Raw genomic sequence first — 20,055 nt, forward strand, 5'->3', positions numbered from 1 at the left:
TAAAACCTTGTGCCTATCATACCCCAAGCAGAAACAAAGCTATAAATTGATTAAATTTTAACGACCAAAGTCTAAGTTACGAATTACACGTAATTTTGCTAACTTTAATCCTGAGAAACTACTATTAAAAAGTGGCCAAGGCTGGGCACAGGGCAAGGAGTTTGGTTATGGATCAGAACCAAGTAGAACAGATTCTACGCAATCCAAAGTTTCAAAAGATGGTCAAGAAAAAAAGTACATTAAGTTGGACGCTCACAATCATCATGTTAGTTCTTTATGTGGGTTTTATGCTGCTTGTTGGCTACAACAAAGAATTTTTGATGAGTTCATTTAGTGGTGGTGTAACGACATGGGGAATCCCACTAGGTTTAGGAATTATCGTTTTATCTTTCCTATTGTGTGGTGTGTATTCTTTTATCGCAAATAATACCCTTGACCAGTTGAGTGAAGAAGCGTTGAAGGAAGTTGAAGCCATCACGCATGAGAAAGGACTACACTAATATGAAATGGAATTCATTAAAAGCGAAAGCCTTATTGGCAGCAGCATCGCTATATTCAACAGTGGCTATAGCAAGTCCAGACTTAGGTGAAGCAGAGCAACAAGCCACTAACTGGCATGCCATTATTATGTTTGTCATCTTCGTTGGTTTCACTTTGTTTATTACTAAGTGGGCTGCGAAGCAAACTCAATCAACACAAGATTTCTATACAGCAGGTGGTGGTATCAGCGGTTTCCAGAATGGTCTGGCAATTGCGGGTGACTATATGTCTGCTGCATCTTTCCTTGGTATTTCTGCACTTGTGTTTAGTTCAGGCTTTGATGGCTTGCTTTACTCGCTTGGGTTCATGGTAGGTTGGCCAATCGTTTTATTCTTGGTTGCAGAACGTTTGCGTAACCTAGGTAAATATAACCTTTCAGATGTGGTTTCATTCCGTCTTGAAGAGAAACCAGTACGTACTTTAGCTGCAGTCAGTTCACTTGTTGTAGTGGCATTCTATTTGATTGCTCAAATGGTAGGTGCGGGTCAGCTCATCAAATTACTATTTGGTTTGAACTACAACATTGCTGTTGTCATCGTTGGTCTATTGATGATGGCATACGTAATCTTTGGTGGCATGTTGGCAACAACATGGGTACAGATCATTAAAGCGGTTATGTTACTCAGTGGTGCAACCTTCATGGCATTCATGGTGATGAAAGCAGTTGGTTTCAGCTTCAGCAACATGTTTAGCCAATCAATTGAAGTTTTCAGTAAAGTACACGACATCAGTTTGGCCGATGCTTCAAAAATTATGGGGCCGGGTAAACTTGCCGCAAATCCAATTGATGCCTTGTCTCTAGGTTTGGCGTTGATGTTTGGTACAGCAGGTCTTCCACACATTCTTATGCGTTTCTTTACTGTAAAAGATGCGAAAGAAGCGCGTAAATCGGTTGTAGTTGCAACAGGTTTCATTGGTTACTTCTATCTTTTAACTTTCATTATTGGTTTCGGTGCGATCCTTTTCGTATCAAACAATCCGCAATTCCTTGATGTTGCAAAAATGGCAGTAACAGGCAAACTTGAGCTTGTTGGTGGTAACAATATGGCAGCCGTGCATTTAAGTGACGCTTTAGGCGGTGACTTATTCATGGGCTTCATTTCAGCAGTAGCGTTCGCAACGATTCTTGCTGTTGTTGCTGGTTTAACACTTTCAGGTGCATCTGCAATCTCTCATGACTTATACGCTAACGTATTCAAGAAAGGTCAAACGACACCTGCTTCTGAACTTCGTATGTCAAAAATTGCGACATTGGGCTTAGCAATCTTCGCAATGGTTTTGGGTATCTTGTTTGAGAAGCAAAACGTAGCATTCATGGTTGGTTTGGCGTTCTCTGTAGCGTGTTGTGCAAACTTCCCGATTCTTGTTCTTTCAATGTTCTGGAAAGGCTTAACGACTCGTGGAGCGGTTATTGGTGGTGTTGTTGGCCTTGTAACAGCAGTAGTACTTATTGTTCTTTCTAAAGCAGTTTGGGTAGATACTTTAAAAATCTCTGATACACCAATCAACCCGTTCAATGGTCCAGCGTTATTCGCTATGCCATTGTCATTCCTTTGCTGTTGGTTCTTCTCGGTAACTGACAACTCTGCACGTGCTAAAAAAGAGCGTGCTGCTTTCGATGCTCAATATGTTCGTTCAATGACAGGTATTGGCGCATCTGGTGCATCGGATCACTAAGACGAATATTGTTAGCTCATTCTTTAAAAAGCCCTACGGGGCTTTTTTTATACTTATTTTATTTCCAATCCAGAGTTTAGATATTAATAAAGAACAACTTGTTTGCCTGATTTTGTGTACAGTATTATTTGTTAAATCTCAAAAAAGCATAATGAAACAAGGAAAATAATAATGCGATCTATTATTGAGTTTTGGGCAAGTTTTCGCTTACTGCCTTCTGCATGGCTGTTACTGGTTCAGTTTATTTTATTGATTTTAGCCATGCTGACATTTGATAGTTTGCCTTACCGGACTTTAACCTGGTCATTAGGCGTCCTTGCTTTATTATTGATTGCCAAAGTTATTCGCCAGACCCCGATGTTTACTTTTTTGGGCTTAACATTTGTGAGCGGTGCAATTCTGTCATCAGTACTGATTGTGTTGGGATATAGCAATTTATATATTCAACTATTTGCCCATAGCTGTGAAGCTCTGGCCTATTTTTCGGCAGCTTATGGTTTATTTCGTTATATGTTTGCTGACCGATATTTAACAAGAGATGAACTATTTGCGGCAGCAGCAGTCTTTACACTGATTGCATGGGGTTTTGCATTTTTATATAACATTTGCCAGCTTATTTTCCCTTACAGCTTTCAAAATCCAAATAACCCCCATGCTTTCCAAACTTGGCTGGATCTACTCTTTCTCAGCTTTAGCTTGCAGTCGGCTACAGGCTTATCCGACCTCATGCCAATCACTCCACCAGCGCGCGTTTTAGCCATGCTGCAAATGTTTTGTGGGGTCATGTATTTAGCTTTAATCGTCACCCGTCTAATTGCTTTACAATATATTACCCACCTCCCTAAAAAAAATTCAGATAAATAATGGAGGAGGTGTTTTAATTTATTTACACCTTTGTAACTGCAATATTCTTTAAGTTTATTTAGAGTGTTATCGACTTTCTCTATTGAAAGCCCTAGCTTTGTTCATTCTGTGAATATCTTATTGGCATTTAAGCCTGTCACTCGTCATTAAAATAACATGGAGGATTTATGCCTTCCAAACAGTCCGGTTGGTTCGCAAACGTTAATCCTAACGTATTTTTGGGTACGGTCATTATTATTGCTTTGTTTTTAGCAGTGGTTGTGATCGCCCCGAGTTCTTTTGAGCTTCTAACACAGCAATTAAAACAGTGGATCACTGATTCATTTAGTTGGTTCTATGTTTTATCTGTTGCTTTCTTTCTCATCTTATTGATTTACATTGCCTGCTCTTCGATTGGACGCATTAAATTAGGACCAGATCATAGTCAGCCTGATTATAACAATGGGTCTTGGTTCGCCATGCTGTTTACCGCAGGGATGGGGATTGGGTTGATGTTCTTCGGCGTTGCCGAACCTGTCATGCACTATGTTAATCCACCAAGTGGTGAGGCTCAAACGATTGATGCAGCACAGCAAGCATTAAGAGTTACCTTTTTCCATTGGGGACTACATGCTTGGGCAATCTATGCTGTAGTTGGGTTAGCTTTGGCTTATTTTGCTTATCGGCATAATTTACCCTTAAAGACCCGTTCAGCACTCTATCCACTTATTGGTAAGAGAATTTATGGGCCATGGGGCGATAGCATCGATATATTCGCGACCATTGGTACGGTATTTGGTGTAGCGACCTCTCTTGGCTTTGGTGTTACACAAATCAATTCTGGTTTGCATTATTTATTTGGAATAGAGCAAAGCACCAATATTCAAGTGTTACTCATTATTTTCGTGAGTATGTTAGCTTCCTTATCTGTGTTTCTAGGTCTTGATAAGGGTGTAAAACGTTTGTCGGAGTTAAACTTAGTTTTAGCTTTAATATTATTGGTATTTGTTTTTATTGCTGGTCCAAGTATTTATTTACTTCAAACGACGATTCAAAACACTGGGCAATATATCTCTAACCTATTTACTATGACATTCAACTTATATGCCTATCAGCCGAATGGCTGGATTGGTGGTTGGACAATTTTGTACTGGGCTTGGTGGATTTCTTGGTCGCCATTTGTGGGAATGTTTATTGCCAGAGTTTCTCGTGGTCGTACCATTCGAGAATTTATTGTTGGGGTTTTACTCATTCCAACAGGCTTTACCATTATCTGGATGGGTTTCTTAGGTAATGCCGCCTTATTTAGCATTATCCATGAACACCAAACAACATTAATTCAGGCTGTTCAGCAAGATTCGTCAGTTGCATTATTTGAATTCTTAGGTCACTTACCGTGGTCTGGCGTGATGAATGTCTTGGCAACTATTTTGGTGGTTTTATTTTTTGTGACATCTGCTGACTCAGGGGCATTAGTCACTGACTATTTAACTGCTAAATCTGAAAATTCACCAACTTGGCAGCGTCTGTTCTGGACGGTACTCATGGCTGTGCTCGCAATTATTTTATTGCTAGTCGGTGGCTTGGCTGCACTTCAGGCTTCCATCATTATGAGTGCGTTACCTTTTACTGTCGTCATGCTCTTAATGAGTTGGGGGTTAATAAAGGCCTTACATCTTGATGTCACAAAAATGACAGCCATTCAGGAAGCACGCATTACACCACGTGCAATTCATAATCCAAGGAGTTGGCAACAGCGTCTAGGGTTAATCATGCACTATCCTCATAATGAAGAAGAAGTGCGTGAATACATTGAGAAGCAAGTGGCTGGCGCATTTGAAAATATTCAACATGAATTTAGACGCCGTCATCTTGAGGTTTCAATTAGCCAACTTGAAGATGGTATGCAACTTCGAGTAGACCATCACAATGAAATTAATTTTATTTATAAAGTTGTTCCACGTGAAACAGTACCACCAAGTTTTTTAATTGGACGTACTGAAGCCGAAGACGGACAATATTTCCAAGCAGAAGTTTTCTTAAGAGAGGGGGGGCAGAACTATGATGTAATGGATTGGACGCAAGAGGATTTAATTCAAGACATTATTGATCAATATGAACGTCATCTGTATTTCTTAAATATTGTGCGAAGCTAATCTTTAGGTATAAAAAAAGGACTCAATTGAGTCCTTTTTTAATTCGATTTCTAAATTAAATTAGAAACGGAATTTAGTATTTAAGCCGATAGTTTGTGTATCGTAGCTAGTAGACGCATTTTTAACGTCAGCTTTCATGTACGATGCACCAACTGCTAAAGCAGGAGTAATGAAGTAGTTTACGTTACCACCCCAAGCTTGACGGAATTCACCAAGGTCATTACCTTTGATGTCAGCTACACCATCATTACCAATGAAAGATGCGCCAACACTTAACTTAGGAGTTAAGTAAAGGTCAGTTTTCAAACCGTATTGGTTTTCTTGACCGAAAGCACCAGCAGCTTCAAAACCAATTGCCATGTTAGTTCCATCGATTGGACCTACATATTTAGCACGTGCTGTAACAGCATCTTGGTCGTCTTGAATCGCAGCAGTTTGGTTTACAGCAGAGTAGATACCGTTGCTGATGATGCCAAAGTTGTCTAAAGCGAATTGGTTAGCAACACTTGTATAACCAACAGTCATCAAGAAGTTAGGTAACAACATAGCACCAACTTCTAATGCATAACGGTCACCGTTGTCATCTTTAGAGAAGTTGTTTTTACCATCAACATCAGTGTGGTTGTAAGTTGCGCTAGCATATACAGGAAGGTAAGGAGTAGGAACGTAAGCCTCACCTTTAACACCGTAAGTACCAACGTGGTAGTTTACGTTGCCTTGGTCATACTGTTGGTAGCTGTAACCTACAGATACGTTAGAAGCTTGGTTCAAGAAAGCTGCTTCAGCTAAAGGACCTTTAGTGGTATCAACATTTTTTAAATAGTATGTACCAGCAACGTCACCAGTGAAGTTTTTATCGTTTGCAGTTGTGTCAACATATTCAGATTGACCTTGAACTTCAAATTGATAAGCATGAGCACCGGTCATGGCTAATAGTACAGCAGTGGCTAAACCAAGTTTTTTCATAATCATTTCCAGCAATAACAAGAGATAAAGCTGGGGTCATTGTATTGTAACAATTTATGAAGTCAACAATGAAAAAAAGGAATGTTAAAGATATTTGACACTTATGTTAAAATTGGTGAAAAACTAATCAAATGAAAAGTAAATTGTCAACCTGATAAAAAAATGAACATTTACAAGAGGCTAATAATTATATTTCATAACGAATTTAGAAATAAATGTTTAAAAGTTATTACAATTACGATTGGAAAAAATGATTAATATGATCGGTTTTAACATTAAATAAATTGTAGAGTTGCTTACATGTTGAGTAAAAATTCACCAATTTATTATCGTATTCATACTATTTTGAGGAGTAGTTAACAATATTTAGATTAGTTTAACTAAAAAATTTAACTATTTTTAATTATTATATAAGTGAATAAAATAAAAGAAATCTCTATTTTAAGTTGAAAAATCGATTAAATTTTTAATTCTGATTAATTTAATCGACTTTACAAAAGTAGAGATAAGTCACATAATTCAATCGCAAAGTTCACTGCCTAACGTTTTTAGGATTTAAAGTGCTTTCCCAGATACGATGTGTGTATCACATCAGACTTTACGAGCTCAGCTTTCCCCAAGGTTGAGCTTTTTTTTATCTATAAGAAAATCTTAAAATTATAAGAAAATTTATATGAACTTTATTGGAAAATAATAGAACAAAAAGAACCCAGCTTAAAGCTGGGCAGTGGATGCTGGGAGAAGCGCATCCAAGAGGATAACTAGATATGTTTATTATCATTGCTAAAAATTTTTAATCTGTAAAATAGAGTTTTTTTATAAAAATCATTTAATTTTTCGATACTATTTATTTAAGCTTACTAAAATCTTGAAGCCGTATAATTATTAAAAGAGAAATGAAGGTTTTATTGATGAAATTCTAGTTATTAAAATGCTAGGATGGATTTAAGCCTAATTTATATCGTATTAAAAATGGCAGGACATTTACGGAGTATCAGCTAGAAATGTCAGGATTACGTTCAGAGCATATTAGTAATCGACTGTTCTTTTTTATGCTGGTTATTATTTTGTCCTTATTATTCATGGCTGTACCGCTTATTGTGGGAAGCTATCAAGATTATATAAAAACTAGACAAGCCTTAGCCGAAATAAAAAGTTTAAGAGCAGTAGCAGATATTGCCTATAAAATTTCTAAGGAGCGTGCTCCTGCCAATAAGATGATGTCGAGCAGTCCTAGTGATTTATTAAAGAATCAGCAAGAATTAAAAAAGTTTCGTTTAATTGTTGATGCGCAGATTGATACAAGCATTCTTATCTTAAAACAAGCAGGCTATGTTTCATTAGCAAATGAGCTGCAAACCAATTTCAAAGAAAATCTTAGGCAAGCCCGACGTGTCGTTGATTATTACGGTGAAACTCCCTATGGAGCCAGAACTTCCGTTCAAATGGATAATGCTATTTTAGGAATGTTTGGAGTATGGGATCATTGCAGGGAAATACTGCAAAAACTGATGTTGCAGCTAAAAAGTAAAGATAGCCGTATTTCTAATTACTTTACGCTCATTATAGTTCTAACCGATATGCGCGATCAGGCGGGACGGATGGCGTCTAATATTATTGCTCCTGTGAGCTTTAATGAAGAAATTCCAAGTAATAATCGCGCACGTTCTCTGCAAACTCAGCATCAATCTAGATATTTATGGATTTTGGTCGATACCTTGCAGCCTGAACAGGCAAAGACTCCTGAATACCGTCGGTTATATGCCCGAGTGAAATCAGAATTTATAGATAAGGGTATTCCGATTGTACAAAACCTATTAGATGAAAGCCAAAAAGGGGAGCCATATGATTTAAATGGCACCCAATTGACAGAAGCAATCGTAGGTAAATTTACTACAGTGGTTGATTTACAAAGTTATATTCTTGATGAAAGTGTAGCAATTGCAACTCAAGAAAATATAAGTGCCCGAAAAGGTTTTCTTTTAACTTTATTAATATCTTTAATTTCTTTAGCTACAGCTTTACTTACGCTCAATTATGCACAAAGAAGGGTTTTTTCTCCTTTAATAAAAGCAAGGACTTTAATTTTAGATTTATCGCGTAGTTCTAATCATTGGACAGATGAGATGAATATGACAACAAAAGGTGAATTTCTTTCCCTCTTTGAAGCGATTGATCGATTACAGCGGATGTTGCAACAGCGCGATGCTTTTGAATTTCAATTAAAGAATATTGCCAATACAGATCCATTAACTGGTGTGTCCAACCGTCTAGCTTTATCTGAATATTTAAAAATTGTTGAAAGTTACCCTCAAAAATTTACGCAAACCTGTTTAATGATTATAGATATTGATCGTTTTAAACAGGTGAATGATCAATATGGGCATATTGTAGGTGACCATGTCATTGTCAGTATTGCCGAGCAATTAAAGCAAAATATTAGAAGTTCGGATTTAATTATTCGTTATGGTGGAGATGAGTTTTTAATATTATTAGAACAGATGCAATTTGTAGATGCTCGTCTTTTAGCAGAGAAAATTCGGATTGCGATTTCTTTAGAAGAGATTTGTTTATCTGGTTCAGATGAAAAATTGCATGTGTCTGTCAGTATTGGTTTTGCAATAGGCGCAGCAAGTTGGATCGAGCTTTTAGAGAAAGCTGATCGTTCACTATTAAGAGCTAAGGCCCGAGGTCGGAATGCAGTTGAGGGGTAAAAAAGCCGGAAATGAGTTCCGGCTTTTTTATTCAATAAATTACTTCAACATCGGTTTTAAGAAACGACCCGTGTGGGAAATCTCAACCTCAGCCACTTGTTCAGGTGTACCTTCGGCAATGATCATGCCACCGCCCGAACCACCTTCTGGACCTAAGTCGACAACCCAGTCAGCTGTTTTAATCACATCAAGGTTATGTTCAATCACCACAATGGTATTACCTTTGTTGCGTAGCTCATGCAAAATGTCGAGTAACTTAGCAATATCGTGGAAATGTAGACCTGTTGTTGGTTCATCCAAGATATATAAAGTTTTACCCGTATCTCGTTTTGCTAACTCACGCGCTAGTTTTACACGCTGTGCTTCACCACCAGAGAGAGTGGTCGCAGCTTGACCTAAACGAATATAGCCTAAGCCCACCTGAGTTAAGGTTTCTAAGCGGCGGTGGATGACTGGAATTGCACTAAAGAATTCAGCAGCATCTTCAACAGTCATTTCTAAAACATCAGAAATGTTTTTGCCTTTATAGCCCACTTCAAGTGTTTCACGGTTATAACGTTTGCCCTGACACGCATCGCAAGGCACATACATGTCTGGTAAGAAGTGCATTGCGACTTTGATCATGCCATCACCTTCGCAGGCTTCACAGCGTCCGCCTTTCACGTTAAACGAGAAACGGCCTGCACTATAACCACGCGCTTTTGCCTCTGGCGTTTGCGCAAATAATTCACGGATTGGCGTAAATAGCCCTGTATACGTTGCAGGGTTAGAGCGTGGTGTACGTCCAATCGGGCTTTGGTCAATATCAACGACTTTATCTAGATGTTGAAGCCCATCAATTGAATCAAACTTTTCAGCTGTTAATGTCGTTGCACCGTTAAGTTGTGTCGCTGCCAATGGAAGTAACGTACGGTTAATCAGTGTCGATTTACCTGAACCTGAAACGCCAGTCACGCAAGTCATAATGCCGAGCGGAATTTTCAAATCGACATTTTTAAGGTTATGACCACTTGCCCCAGAAAGTTTAATGAACTCATCTGGACGTGGTGATTGAGTCCGTTGTTTTGGTATTTCAATTTTGAGTTTGCCAGAAAGGTATTGCCCTGTGAGTGAGTCAGCATGGTTAGCCAATTCATCATAAGTTCCTTCAGCAATAATCACGCCACCATGTATCCCGGCTCCCGGACCGATATCAATAATATGGTCGGCTGCACGAATTGCATCTTCATCGTGTTCAACGACTAATACCGTATTACCTAAATCACGTAAGCGAATCAGTGTTTGTAATAGACGATCATTATCACGTTGATGCAAGCCAATCGATGGTTCATCAAGGACATACATGACGCCCATCAAGCCTGCACCAATTTGTGAGGCTAAACGGATACGCTGTGCTTCACCACCCGATAACGTTTCGGCAGAACGAGCTAAACTTAAATAGTTCAGACCAACACTCACCAAGAAATGTAAACGCTCTCGAATCTCTTTAAAGATTTTATCGGCGATTTCACCTTTAGCACCTTCAAGATTTAAATCTTGATAATAACTTTCAGCATCACCAATCGACATGCGAGTAATGTCGGCAATCGTTTTATCTTTTACACGAACATGACGTGAAATTTCATTTAAACGTGAGCCATCACATGCATCACACGCTGCATTAGATAAATACTGCGCTAAATCATCACGTACATAGTTACTTTCAGTTTCACGGTAACGACGTTCAAGATGCGGCAAAATCCCTTCAAACGGCTGTACGCGTGTATGTTTACGACCACGCTCATCGATATAGCTTAAATCAACTTTTTCTTTGCCAGTACCTTGTAAGAATTTCTTTTGAGTGTCTTTATCTAGCTGGTTCCAAGGCGTATCAAGTTGAAAACCAAAATGATCGGCAACTTTTTGTAGCATCGAATAGTAATATGGACGTTGACGATCCCAGCCACGAATAGCCCCTTCACTAATTGCAAGATCCGGATTTGGAATGAGCTTTTCAGAGCTAAAGTGGCTACGTGTACCTAAGCCATCACAAACAGGGCAGGCACCGAACGGGTTATTAAATGAAAATAAGCGAGGCTCAAGCTCTGCGACTGCACGATCACACTCAGGACATGAATGTTTCGCAGAAAAAACACGATCAGGATGTTCGCCATTCATCCATGACAAAACAGCAATATCGCCACCTAAACGCAGTGCAGTTTCAAATGATTCGGCAATACGGTTACCTAAGTCTTCACGCACTTTAAAGCGGTCAACGACAACTTCGATGGTGTGCTTTTTCTTTTTGTCGAGTTCAGGTGGCGTATCAATATCGATGATTTCACCATCAACACGGGCACGAACAAAACCTTGGCCTTGTAGTTGCTCGAACAGGTTGCTGTATTCACCTTTACGTTCACGAACGACAGGGGCAAGCAACATGAGTGCTGTGCCTTCTTCAAGTGTTTTTACCGCATCGACCATTTCAGAAATAGTTTGCGCAACCATCGGCAAGTCGTGTTCAGGGCAATATGGCGTACCGACACGTGCATAAAGCAAACGCAAATAGTCATAAATTTCGGTAATCGTACCTACCGTTGAACGTGGGTTATGACTCGTAGATTTTTGCTCAATGGCAATCGCTGGAGATAAACCTTCAATCGAATCGACTTCAGGCTTTTCCATTTGCGATAAAAATTGGCGAGCATAGGCCGAAAGCGATTCGACGTAACGGCGTTGTCCTTCGGCGTACAGGGTATCGAAGGCAAGAGAAGATTTTCCTGAACCTGATAACCCCGTAATTACCACAAACTTATCGCGTGGAATATCGAGAGACACATTTTTTAAATTATGGGTACGTGCGCCTCGAATACGGATATGACTTTGGCTCATAAAACATCTCAATTATGTATTAATGAAAATTTAGGTGTTGTTTTGATTAGCACAGGGAGATGTGGCTATTTATAAACAACAGACCCTATATATGATAACGATTTAAAATTGTTCAAGTGGTACAAAATGATTTAAAGCGACAAATTGTGACGGTTAAACGACAATCGACAAAATTTGTTTAAATAAGCAGGTTGTATTTTTAACATTCCTTTCTTTTGATTTCTACTTCTTAGCAAATTTTATTGAGCAACATAATTTTACTAGACGACTGGTCTAATAGTGGAGTATGGTGTTTACATGAAACGATTAAATAAAAGCGAAACTACGCGACAACATATTTTGGATACGAGCTTTGAGCTGGTATTACACAAAGGATTTGTCGGTGTTGGTTTGCAAGAAATTTTAAAGACTTGTGACGTACCCAAAGGTTCGTTCTATCACTACTTTGCTTCGAAAGAGGCATTTGGTTGTGCTTTGCTAGAGCAATACCTGGCCAATTATAAGGTTCGTATGGAACAACTTTGGCAGCACAGTGAACAAAGTGCTCATGCCCGTTTAATGGCGTTGTGGCAAGCGTGGATTGATGATCCAGTACATGGCAGCTGGGCTGAAAATTGCCTGATTGTGAAGCTGGCAGCAGAGGTTTCTGACTTGTCGGAAGATATGCGCCAAATTCTCAATGACGGTGTGTACAAATTAACGCAGCGTCTGGCTTTGCTACTCAAAGAAGGACAACAAGAAGGGTCAATTCCAAAACATATTGATCCTTTGAAAACTGCCCAAGTCATGTATCAGTTATGGTTGGGTGCCGCTTTACTCACAAAATTGTCGCAAGACAAAGCACATCTACATCTAGCTTTAGAAACGACCCAACAACTCTTAAAACCGATAGAGGAATAAAGAATGCGAAGTATTATCCATGGTAATTTTGGCGAACCTGTAGACGTTTTAGAGCAGGCGGATATGCCAAAGCCAGAACCAAAAGCAGGCGAAGTGCGTATTAAAACCATCATGTCTCCAATTCATAATCATGATGTATGGACAGTACGGGGAAGCTATGGCTACAAGCCAACTTTACCTGCGATTGGTGGTAGTGAAGCTGTTGGTATTGTTGATGCATTAGGTGAGGGCGTTACTCATGTACAGGTAGGACAACGTATTGCAGTTGCATCTGTTCATGGCAGTTGGGCTGAATACTTTATTGCACCAGCGCAAGGGCTTATTCCACTCAATAATGAAATTGATGATGAAACAGCAGCGCAGTTGATTGGTATGCCCATTAGTGCCCTCATGCTTTTAGACTTTGTAAATGTTCAACCAGGTCAATGGCTCATTCAAAACACAGCGAACGGTGCAGTAGGTAAAACAGTTGCGATGATTGCGCAGGCACGTGGCTTACCAGTGATTAATTTAGTTCGTCGTACTGATGCAATTGCCGAGATGCAAGCATTAGGTATTCAACATGTTGTTGCAACCGATCAGCCTAATTGGAAAGAGCAAGTTAAGCAGATTCACGGTGAACAACCGCTGATTGCTGGCGTGGACTCGATTGGTGGACGCGCAAGTGGTGAAATGCTGAATTTACTCAGTGAAAATAGCCTATTGGTTTCGTTTGGCAGTATGACTGGTGAAACCATGCAGATTTCATCGGGCGATTTAATTTTCAAACAAGCGACAGTAAAAGGTTTCTGGGCGAGTGTAGTCAACAAAGAAATGCCAGCAGCTCGTAAAAAGGAACTGATTGTTGAGTTATTAACTTTAGCAACTCAGAAAAAATTAATCCTTCCTGTGGAAGGTGTGTTTAGTTTTGATGAGATTAAAACAGCTGCTCAAAGAGCAACACAAGGTGCTCGTCAAGGCAAAGTATTGTTAAAGCCGTAAAATACTAAAAGATCAGTCGAGAGACTGATCTTTTTTCATATTTTTAAAATAAAAAGGAAAACTATATGATCGGACAAATATTCATTGCGCTTATCGCGATCTTACATGTCTACATTTTAGTGCTAGAGATGTTTTTGTGGGACAAGCCTTATGGCATGAAAGCATTTGGAAATAATGCAGAGAAAGCAAAACTCACCAAAGTCATGGCACAAAACCAAGGTCTTTATAATGGCTTTTTAGCGGCGGGGTTATTCTGGTCTTTATTGGCTGATGCACCATTTGCAACATCAATCGCCAACTTCTTTTTAGGCTGTGTACTCATTGCAGGTATCTATGGTGGTCTGACTGCCAGTAAAAAGATTATTTATATTCAGGCAGTTCCAGCATTGATTGCTTTAGTCGCTGTTAATTTTCTTTAAAAAGCGCAGAATACAGCGTTTTGAAGTGGAAATGATCAGGTAGGATCAGTGTATGTGGGCGTTATTTTTAAAATGTATGTTGGGGGCTGGGGTTGTCCTCATTATTTCGATTTTATCGAAAAGTAAGGTATTTTATATTGCTGGTTTAGTCCCGCTTTTTCCTACCTTTGCCTTGATTGCTCATGTGATTGTCTATCAGCAAAAAGGAGCTGAAGCATTACAGAAAACGGCTCTGTTTGGTCTATGGTCACTTATTCCTTATGCCATTTATTTAGTTGCTGTTTATGTGCTGGCAACACGGGTGTCGATGTGGTCTTGTCTAGGATTGGCAACCTTATGTTGGGTGGTTGCTGCGGCAGGCTTAATTTATGGCTGGCAGCTGTTTCAGCATTAAAAGATTAAGAGAAATCCCTTAATCTTTTAAATTGAAGCATTTTTATGAGTGCTCAATAACACGGGTTTTGAGCATACCTTCAACTAAATTAATCATCTTTTGGCGAGAAAGAATTCGAGGCAATTGAGATGTCAAATAGTTGCTATATCCCACCACAACTGTTGCTTTATTCTTATCTAATGCTCTAACTGTTGCAGACACAACGTCCTCAACTGTAGAGCTTTTCATACCACTCGTATCGGCATTTGCCACCTGAGTAAAATTGGTTTCGGTATTGCCCGGACAAACTGCCAGAAATTTAATACCTGAAGAGCTATATTCTCCTGCAAGCGCTTCAGTAAACTGCAATACAAAAGATTTACTTGCACCATAAACGGCAATATAGGGTAACGGCTGGAACGCGCCTGTCGATGAAATATTAATCATGATGCCTTTTTTGTTCGCAAGCATATGGGGCAAAAATAAATAACATAAAGACGTTACGCTGCTGATATTAAGCGTGATCATTTCTTGATAGGTAGATACAGATTGATCTAAAAATTTAGTCCATTTTCCAAATCCTGCGTTATTAATTAAAATATCTACCGTTAATTTTCTAGCTTGTACTTCATCAAATAAGCTTTGAGCTGAATTGGGTTGAGCTAAATCTAAAACGATCACCTCAACATTCACGTTATATTTTTTTCTGAGTTCATCGGCTAAATCATTTAGTTTCTGTTCAGAGCGTGCTGTTAAAATTAAATAAATTCCTAAAGATGCAAATTCTTGAGCATAGGCTTTGCCTATTCCTGAAGATGCGCCTGTAATTAATGCTGTTGAATTTTTAAATATTGAAAGATGAGCACTCATTTTATTGGTCCGTAATAAAAGAAGTCATTACGATAAACCTTATCCCTAAGGGCAGAGTCAAGCACTCATTTTGAAAGCTATTTGCAGATTTTAACCAGCTGTTTTAGGCAGAAATCTTATTGGTAATATAAGTCTGAATAATCTCATCTTCCAGTTCTTTTAAATCTTCTTGTAAACGGTTTAACGCTTTTTTTTGCTCAATAATTTGTTGATTCTTTTTTTGAATAAGCTGCTGTGCAATTTCTACAGGAAAGCGATTATTTTTATATTTTAAAGCGGACAAGTCATAAAGCTCGGCAAGGCTAAATCCAACAGCTTGTGCAAGGCGGATCATCTTAACGGATTTAACATCAATCTCTTCATAAATACGATAATTGCCTTTTCTTTTTGCGACTGGTAGCAAGCCTAATTTCTCATAATGCCGAATGGCTTTAGGAGTGGCTCCAGTTAAAGATGCTAATTCACCGATATACATATTTATCTCGCATTTTATTAAAAACGGTCAGCGTATTGAACGATCTGACCGGTTCTTTTGAAGTTTTAAATATGGTCTAAACCTAGCCATTGTCTTTGGTGGTAGGCGCTATCCCAAAATAACCATTCAAGTTTTGCACCCATGGTGTACGCGGCATGCATTTTCTCTAAAGTGTCTGCATCACAACGTGCGGCAACCTTGTCTACCGTCGCAATCACATTCCGAACGGCTATATGAAACTCTTCACCTGCATAGGTATCAATCCATGCTTGGTAAGGGTTATTAGGAATTGATTTATCTACAATATCTTTACCGACTTCGGCATAAATCCAGAAGCAAGGTAAAAGTGCAGCGAGTACAACAGGGTAGCTTTCAGACCAAGCAGTTGCTGTTAAAAATGAAGTGTAATGATGGCCTGCTAAAGTTAATGGCGTATTTTTAAATTCTTCTTTGGTCACCCCAAAGTTTTTCATGAAGTCATCATGCAAGCTGCGTTCAACTACAATTGCAATTTTAGCAGCATCTGAAAATTGCATAATATCATCAGCCTCGAACGCCTTTGCTGCCGCAACAGCAAGTACGCGACCATACGCCACTAAATATTGAGCATCTTGAATGACATAATGACAAAAAGCTTCTTTATCTAAAGTACCGTTAGCAAGTTCCTGATTAAAAGGCAGGTCGAGAATTTTCTGATATAAATTTAAATTACGTTGCCAGAGTTCTTGAGAAAAAAGCATAAAATCATTCCATTTAAAATAAGACAGCTGAACCTGATTTTAAATCAATTTTAAAATACAAAAATAATAATGATAGATATATCGCAAGAAAATATTTAATACGATTAACAAGTTAATTAAAAATTATAAATTTCTTTATTAAACAGAGAGATAAAGTAACGGGAATAACGGCACAAAACAACATCGTTTTGTGGTTAATTATCGATATAATAGCCGCGGTTTTAAGAAAGATTAAATTTAGTTCTTGGTATAGGTCTGATCCATGAAGCATTTCCGATTTTCGATATTTTTTACGGTGGTGTGTTTAGCACTATCCGCGTATTGGGGTTTTACCCATGGACCTGAAGCTGGCGTGTCTACCATGCTTAAAGCTTTAACAATTACAGCGATTTTAGCGGTAATGGAGGTCTCTTTATCTTTTGACAATGCTGTCGTAAATGCATCGGTTCTACGTAATTGGGATCCGTTCTGGAAAATGATCTTTTTAACGGTAGGTATTTTAATCGCCGTTTTTGGTATGCGTTTGATTTTCCCTGTCGTGATTGTTGCTGTAACCGCTGATATGGGTGTTATTGAAGTAGCAAAATTGGCACTCAATGATCCGAAAACTTATTCTGAGCGCTTAATGGCACACCACGCTGAAATTTCAGCTTTTGGTGGAACATTCTTATTATTGGTTTTCTTAAACTTCTTCTTTGATGATGAAAAAGAAACGCATTGGTTTAGATGGCTTGAATCTAAACTTTCAAGTTTAGCTAGCGTACCTGCCATGTCTGTTTTTATTGCTTTGATCGCGTTAATTGTGATGGCTGGTTATGTAGATGACCACCAACGTTTAGCAGTGACCATGGCTGGTATTTGGGGCATTGTGGTTTACATTGGCGTTGAAGTATTAAGTCATTTGTTAGGTGGTGAGCCTGAAATTGATGAAAATGGTAATGCTGTATTACAAGATGGTTCGGGTGCTGCGTCTGGTGTGGTTAAAGCTGGTTTAGGCGGTTTCTTATATCTTGAAGTATTAGACGCATCATTTAGTTTTGACGGTGTGATCGGTGCTTTTGCTATTACCAGCGACGTTGTTGTGATTATGTTGGGTCTTGCAATCGGTGCTATTTTTGTCCGTTCAATGACAGTTTACCTTGTTGAAAAAGGTACGCTAGATGCTTACGTGTTCTTGGAACATGGTGCGCATTACGCAATTGGTGCTTTAGCATTCATTATGATTGCAAGTGGTACAGGCGTACATGTACCTGAAGTTGTAACAGGTTTAATTGGTGTAGCGTTTATTGTGTGGGCCGTTATTGCTTCAATTCAATATTCGAAGCGCGAGCAACAGTCGCCTTAAGCTAATTTTCAGTAAAGTTGTTTAGAATTAAGAGGCTTAATGCCTCTTTATTTTTTTAAGCTGAAATCGTTAATTTAAATAAGGTGTCCCGTATTTTTAGAAACGAATCGGCTTATAATTTGCCTAGTTTGATAAACGTGTATTGATATGATGAATGCTTTGGAACGTCGCTCAACTTTTGCCTTAAGTAGTATTTTTGCGCTACGCATGTTGGGTTTGTTCATGATTATTCCTGTCTTTTCTGTAGTCGGGCAGTCATATCAATATGCAACTCCAGCACTCATTGGTTTGGCTGTGGGCGTTTATGGTTTAAGTCAGGCTATTTTACAAATTCCTTTTAGCTTACTGGCTGACCGTTTTAGTCGTAAACCTCTTGTGGTACTTGGCTTATTGCTGTTTGCAATTGGCGGTGCAATTGCGGGGTTATCTGACACGATTTATGGTGTGATTATTGGCCGCGCCATAGCAGGTGCGGGTGCAGTTTCAGCAGTCGTGATGGCGCTTTTAGCTGATGTGACGCGTGAAGAGCAGCGTACTAAAGCCATGGCCGCCATGGGCATGAGTATTGGTCTATCTTTTGTGGTGGCGTTTAGTCTGGGGCCTTGGCTCACAAGTCTTGTCGGCATTTCTGGTTTGTTCTTTGTCACGACCATTATGGGTTTAATCGCGATTTTGATGTTATTGCTTGTACCTAAAGTAACTCGTCATCATCGTAATTATCAGCAAGGCTACATAGCGCAGCTTAAGCAAGTTATTCAAATGGGTGATTTAAACCGTTTACACGTTTCGGTTTTTGCATTGCATTTATTGCTTACCGCCATGTTTATTTATGTGCCTTCACAGCTTATCGAGTTTGCCCATATTCCTTTAGCCAGTCATGGTTTGGTGTATCTGCCACTACTAGTAATTAGTCTGTTTTTTGCATTTCCAAGCATTATTGTGGCTGAAAAATATCGCAAAATGCGAGGCATTTTCTTAACAGCAATTACAGGCATTATTGCAGGTTTATTGCTGCTTATATTTGGTTATCAATCAAAATATGTATTACTCGCAGGCCTAGGTATTTTCTTCATTGCATTTAATGTGATGGAAGCTTTATTACCATCGTGGTTATCAAAATGTGCCCCAATTCAGTCAAAGGCAACTGCTATGGGTGTAAATGCCAGTAGCCAGTTTTTAGGTGCTTTTTTCGGCGGCACACTAGGTGGTCAATTATTGATGTTACATAATACTGCGATTGGATGGAGTGTCTTAACAGGGATTGCTATAATATGGTTGCTAATTAGTTTTGGTTTAGCTCAGCCGCGGTATTTGTCATCGATTGTGTTGCCATTACCGCAAGTGCAACAGGTGAATGAGTGGACCACACAGCTATTGGCAATTCGTGGTATAGAAGAAGTTGTGGTGATGCCTGACCAGCAAGTTGCTTATATTAAAGTCGATAAACAGACTCTTGATGAGGCTGCGCGACGTGATTTAACGCAGTTGTTCGGTAAAGAGGTAGCCATTTAAGCATAACTCTTATAAAGTAAAACATAGAAATGAATAGGATGAAGACAGCTAATGCGTGGTGTAAATAAGGTTATTTTGGTTGGTACTTTGGGTCGTGATCCTGAAACAAAAACTTTTCCAAATGGGGGCTCGCTGACTCAATTTTCAATCGCAACAAGTGAAGCTTGGACCGATAAAACTTCAGGTGAGCGTAAAGAACAAACTGAATGGCACCGTATTGTTTTGCATAACCGTTTAGGTGAAATTGCTCAGCAGTTCCTACGTAAAGGTTCTAAGGTTTATATTGAAGGTTCATTACGCACGCGTCAGTGGACTGATCAAAATGGCCAAGAGCGCTATACAACAGAAATTCGTGGCGAACAGATGCAAATGTTAGATGGTCGTCAACAAGGTGAACAAGGTTTCGCTGGCGGTAATGATTTTAACCAACCACGTTTTAACGCACCTCAACAAGGTGGTAATGGTTATCAAAATAATAACAACCAAGGTGGCGGCTATGGCCAAAACAATGGCGGTGGTTATGGTGGCCAAGGTGGTTTCGGTAATGGTGGCAACAGCCCACAAGGTGGTGGTTTCGCTCCTAAAGCACCACAACAACCAGCGTCTGCACCAGCTGATTTAGACGACGATTTACCGTTCTAAGCAAAAATTTAAAAAAGGCGAGTTTATCTCG

Annotated in this window: 17 protein-coding genes; 12 read left to right on the forward strand and 5 right to left on the reverse strand. The window is 39.2% G+C overall.

Translation table 11 applies throughout. The features are described from left to right. The first annotated feature begins 167 nt into the window (after window positions 1-167). The 4 genes from QLG01_RS03915 (at window position 168) to betT (ending at window position 5,216) form a co-directional block, all read left to right on the forward strand. Entirely contained in the window at window positions 168-500 is a 333-nt protein-coding gene (locus QLG01_RS03915) for a DUF485 domain-containing protein (RefSeq protein WP_005300680.1), read from the forward strand. A 1-nt stretch (window position 501) separates the two neighbouring features. Then, a complete protein-coding gene (locus QLG01_RS03920) occupies window positions 502-2,217 on the forward strand; it encodes a cation acetate symporter (protein WP_192834088.1) in 1,716 nt (571 codons plus the stop codon). A 171-nt stretch (window positions 2,218-2,388) separates the two neighbouring features. Further along, window positions 2,389-3,081 carry an ion channel gene (locus QLG01_RS03925; RefSeq protein WP_013196614.1) on the forward strand — a complete coding sequence of 231 codons (693 nt, stop codon included), beginning with the start codon at window positions 2,389-2,391 and terminating at the stop codon, window positions 3,079-3,081. A gap of 167 nt (window positions 3,082-3,248) precedes the next feature. Beyond that, window positions 3,249-5,216 carry a choline BCCT transporter BetT gene (gene betT, locus QLG01_RS03930; RefSeq protein ID WP_250375039.1) on the forward strand — a complete coding sequence of 656 codons (1,968 nt, stop codon included), beginning with the start codon at window positions 3,249-3,251 and terminating at the stop codon, window positions 5,214-5,216. 60 nt (window positions 5,217-5,276) lie between these two features. Here betT and omp33-36 read toward each other — a convergent pair whose 3' ends face one another. Next, window positions 5,277-6,182, reverse strand: a complete 906-nt coding sequence (omp33-36, locus tag QLG01_RS03935; RefSeq protein ID WP_005300691.1) for a porin Omp33-36 — start codon at window positions 6,180-6,182, stop codon at window positions 5,277-5,279. 1,004 nt (window positions 6,183-7,186) lie between these two features. Here omp33-36 and QLG01_RS03940 point away from each other — a divergent pair. Next, window positions 7,187-8,896, forward strand: a complete 1,710-nt coding sequence (locus tag QLG01_RS03940) for a GGDEF domain-containing protein (RefSeq protein ID WP_282495881.1) — start codon at window positions 7,187-7,189, stop codon at window positions 8,894-8,896. A gap of 39 nt (window positions 8,897-8,935) precedes the next feature. Here the strand turns inward: QLG01_RS03940 and uvrA are convergent, their stop codons facing one another. After that, window positions 8,936-11,767: an excinuclease ABC subunit UvrA gene (uvrA, locus tag QLG01_RS03945; protein ID WP_282495882.1), complete on the reverse strand. Its 2,832-nt coding sequence runs from the start codon at window positions 11,765-11,767 to the stop codon at window positions 8,936-8,938. A gap of 297 nt (window positions 11,768-12,064) precedes the next feature. Here uvrA and QLG01_RS03950 point away from each other — a divergent pair, with 297 nt between their 5' ends. The 4 genes from QLG01_RS03950 (at window position 12,065) to QLG01_RS03965 (ending at window position 14,461) form a co-directional block, all read left to right on the forward strand. Further along, window positions 12,065-12,667 carry a TetR/AcrR family transcriptional regulator gene (locus QLG01_RS03950; protein WP_282495883.1) on the forward strand — a complete coding sequence of 201 codons (603 nt, stop codon included), beginning with the start codon at window positions 12,065-12,067 and terminating at the stop codon, window positions 12,665-12,667. Window positions 12,668-12,670: 3 nt separating this feature from the next. Continuing rightward, window positions 12,671-13,648, forward strand: a complete 978-nt coding sequence (locus tag QLG01_RS03955; protein ID WP_282495884.1) for a zinc-binding dehydrogenase — start codon at window positions 12,671-12,673, stop codon at window positions 13,646-13,648. Window positions 13,649-13,713: 65 nt separating this feature from the next. Next, window positions 13,714-14,067 (forward strand): DUF1304 domain-containing protein, encoded by a 354-nt coding sequence (locus tag QLG01_RS03960; RefSeq protein WP_002053763.1) that lies wholly within the window; start codon window positions 13,714-13,716, stop codon window positions 14,065-14,067. 52 nt (window positions 14,068-14,119) lie between these two features. Continuing rightward, window positions 14,120-14,461 carry a GlpM family protein gene (locus QLG01_RS03965; protein WP_282495885.1) on the forward strand — a complete coding sequence of 114 codons (342 nt, stop codon included), beginning with the start codon at window positions 14,120-14,122 and terminating at the stop codon, window positions 14,459-14,461. 42 nt (window positions 14,462-14,503) lie between these two features. Here the strand turns inward: QLG01_RS03965 and QLG01_RS03970 are convergent, their stop codons facing one another. The 3 genes from QLG01_RS03970 to tenA form a co-directional block, all read right to left on the reverse strand. Then, entirely contained in the window at window positions 14,504-15,310 is an 807-nt protein-coding gene (locus QLG01_RS03970; protein WP_282495886.1) for an SDR family oxidoreductase, read from the reverse strand. 103 nt (window positions 15,311-15,413) lie between these two features. Beyond that, on the reverse strand, window positions 15,414-15,785 hold the full coding sequence (locus QLG01_RS03975) for a MerR family transcriptional regulator (protein ID WP_107880474.1): 372 nt from the start codon (window positions 15,783-15,785) through the stop codon (window positions 15,414-15,416). A gap of 65 nt (window positions 15,786-15,850) precedes the next feature. Next, window positions 15,851-16,525 (reverse strand): thiaminase II, encoded by a 675-nt coding sequence (tenA, locus tag QLG01_RS03980; RefSeq protein ID WP_004789986.1) that lies wholly within the window; start codon window positions 16,523-16,525, stop codon window positions 15,851-15,853. A gap of 262 nt (window positions 16,526-16,787) precedes the next feature. Between tenA and QLG01_RS03985 the strand changes: the two genes are divergently transcribed. The 3 genes from QLG01_RS03985 to ssb all read left to right on the forward strand — a co-directional run bounded on the left by QLG01_RS03985 (window position 16,788) and on the right by ssb (window position 20,024). Continuing rightward, on the forward strand, window positions 16,788-17,870 hold the full coding sequence (locus tag QLG01_RS03985) for a DUF475 domain-containing protein (RefSeq protein ID WP_005300706.1): 1,083 nt from the start codon (window positions 16,788-16,790) through the stop codon (window positions 17,868-17,870). Between the two features lie 147 nt (window positions 17,871-18,017). Beyond that, complete coding sequence (locus QLG01_RS03990; protein WP_005300707.1) at window positions 18,018-19,382, forward strand: MFS transporter; 1,365 nt, start codon at window positions 18,018-18,020, stop codon at window positions 19,380-19,382. Window positions 19,383-19,433: 51 nt separating this feature from the next. Beyond that, the gene (ssb, locus tag QLG01_RS03995) at window positions 19,434-20,024 is read left to right on the forward strand and encodes a single-stranded DNA-binding protein (protein WP_005300710.1); all 591 of its coding nucleotides are present in this window, start codon (window positions 19,434-19,436) and stop codon (window positions 20,022-20,024) included. The last annotated feature ends 31 nt before the right edge of the window (window positions 20,025-20,055 follow it).

Source organism: Acinetobacter sp. V89_4 (assembly GCF_029967875.1).
Lineage (GTDB): Bacteria > Pseudomonadota > Gammaproteobacteria > Pseudomonadales > Moraxellaceae > Acinetobacter > Acinetobacter oleivorans.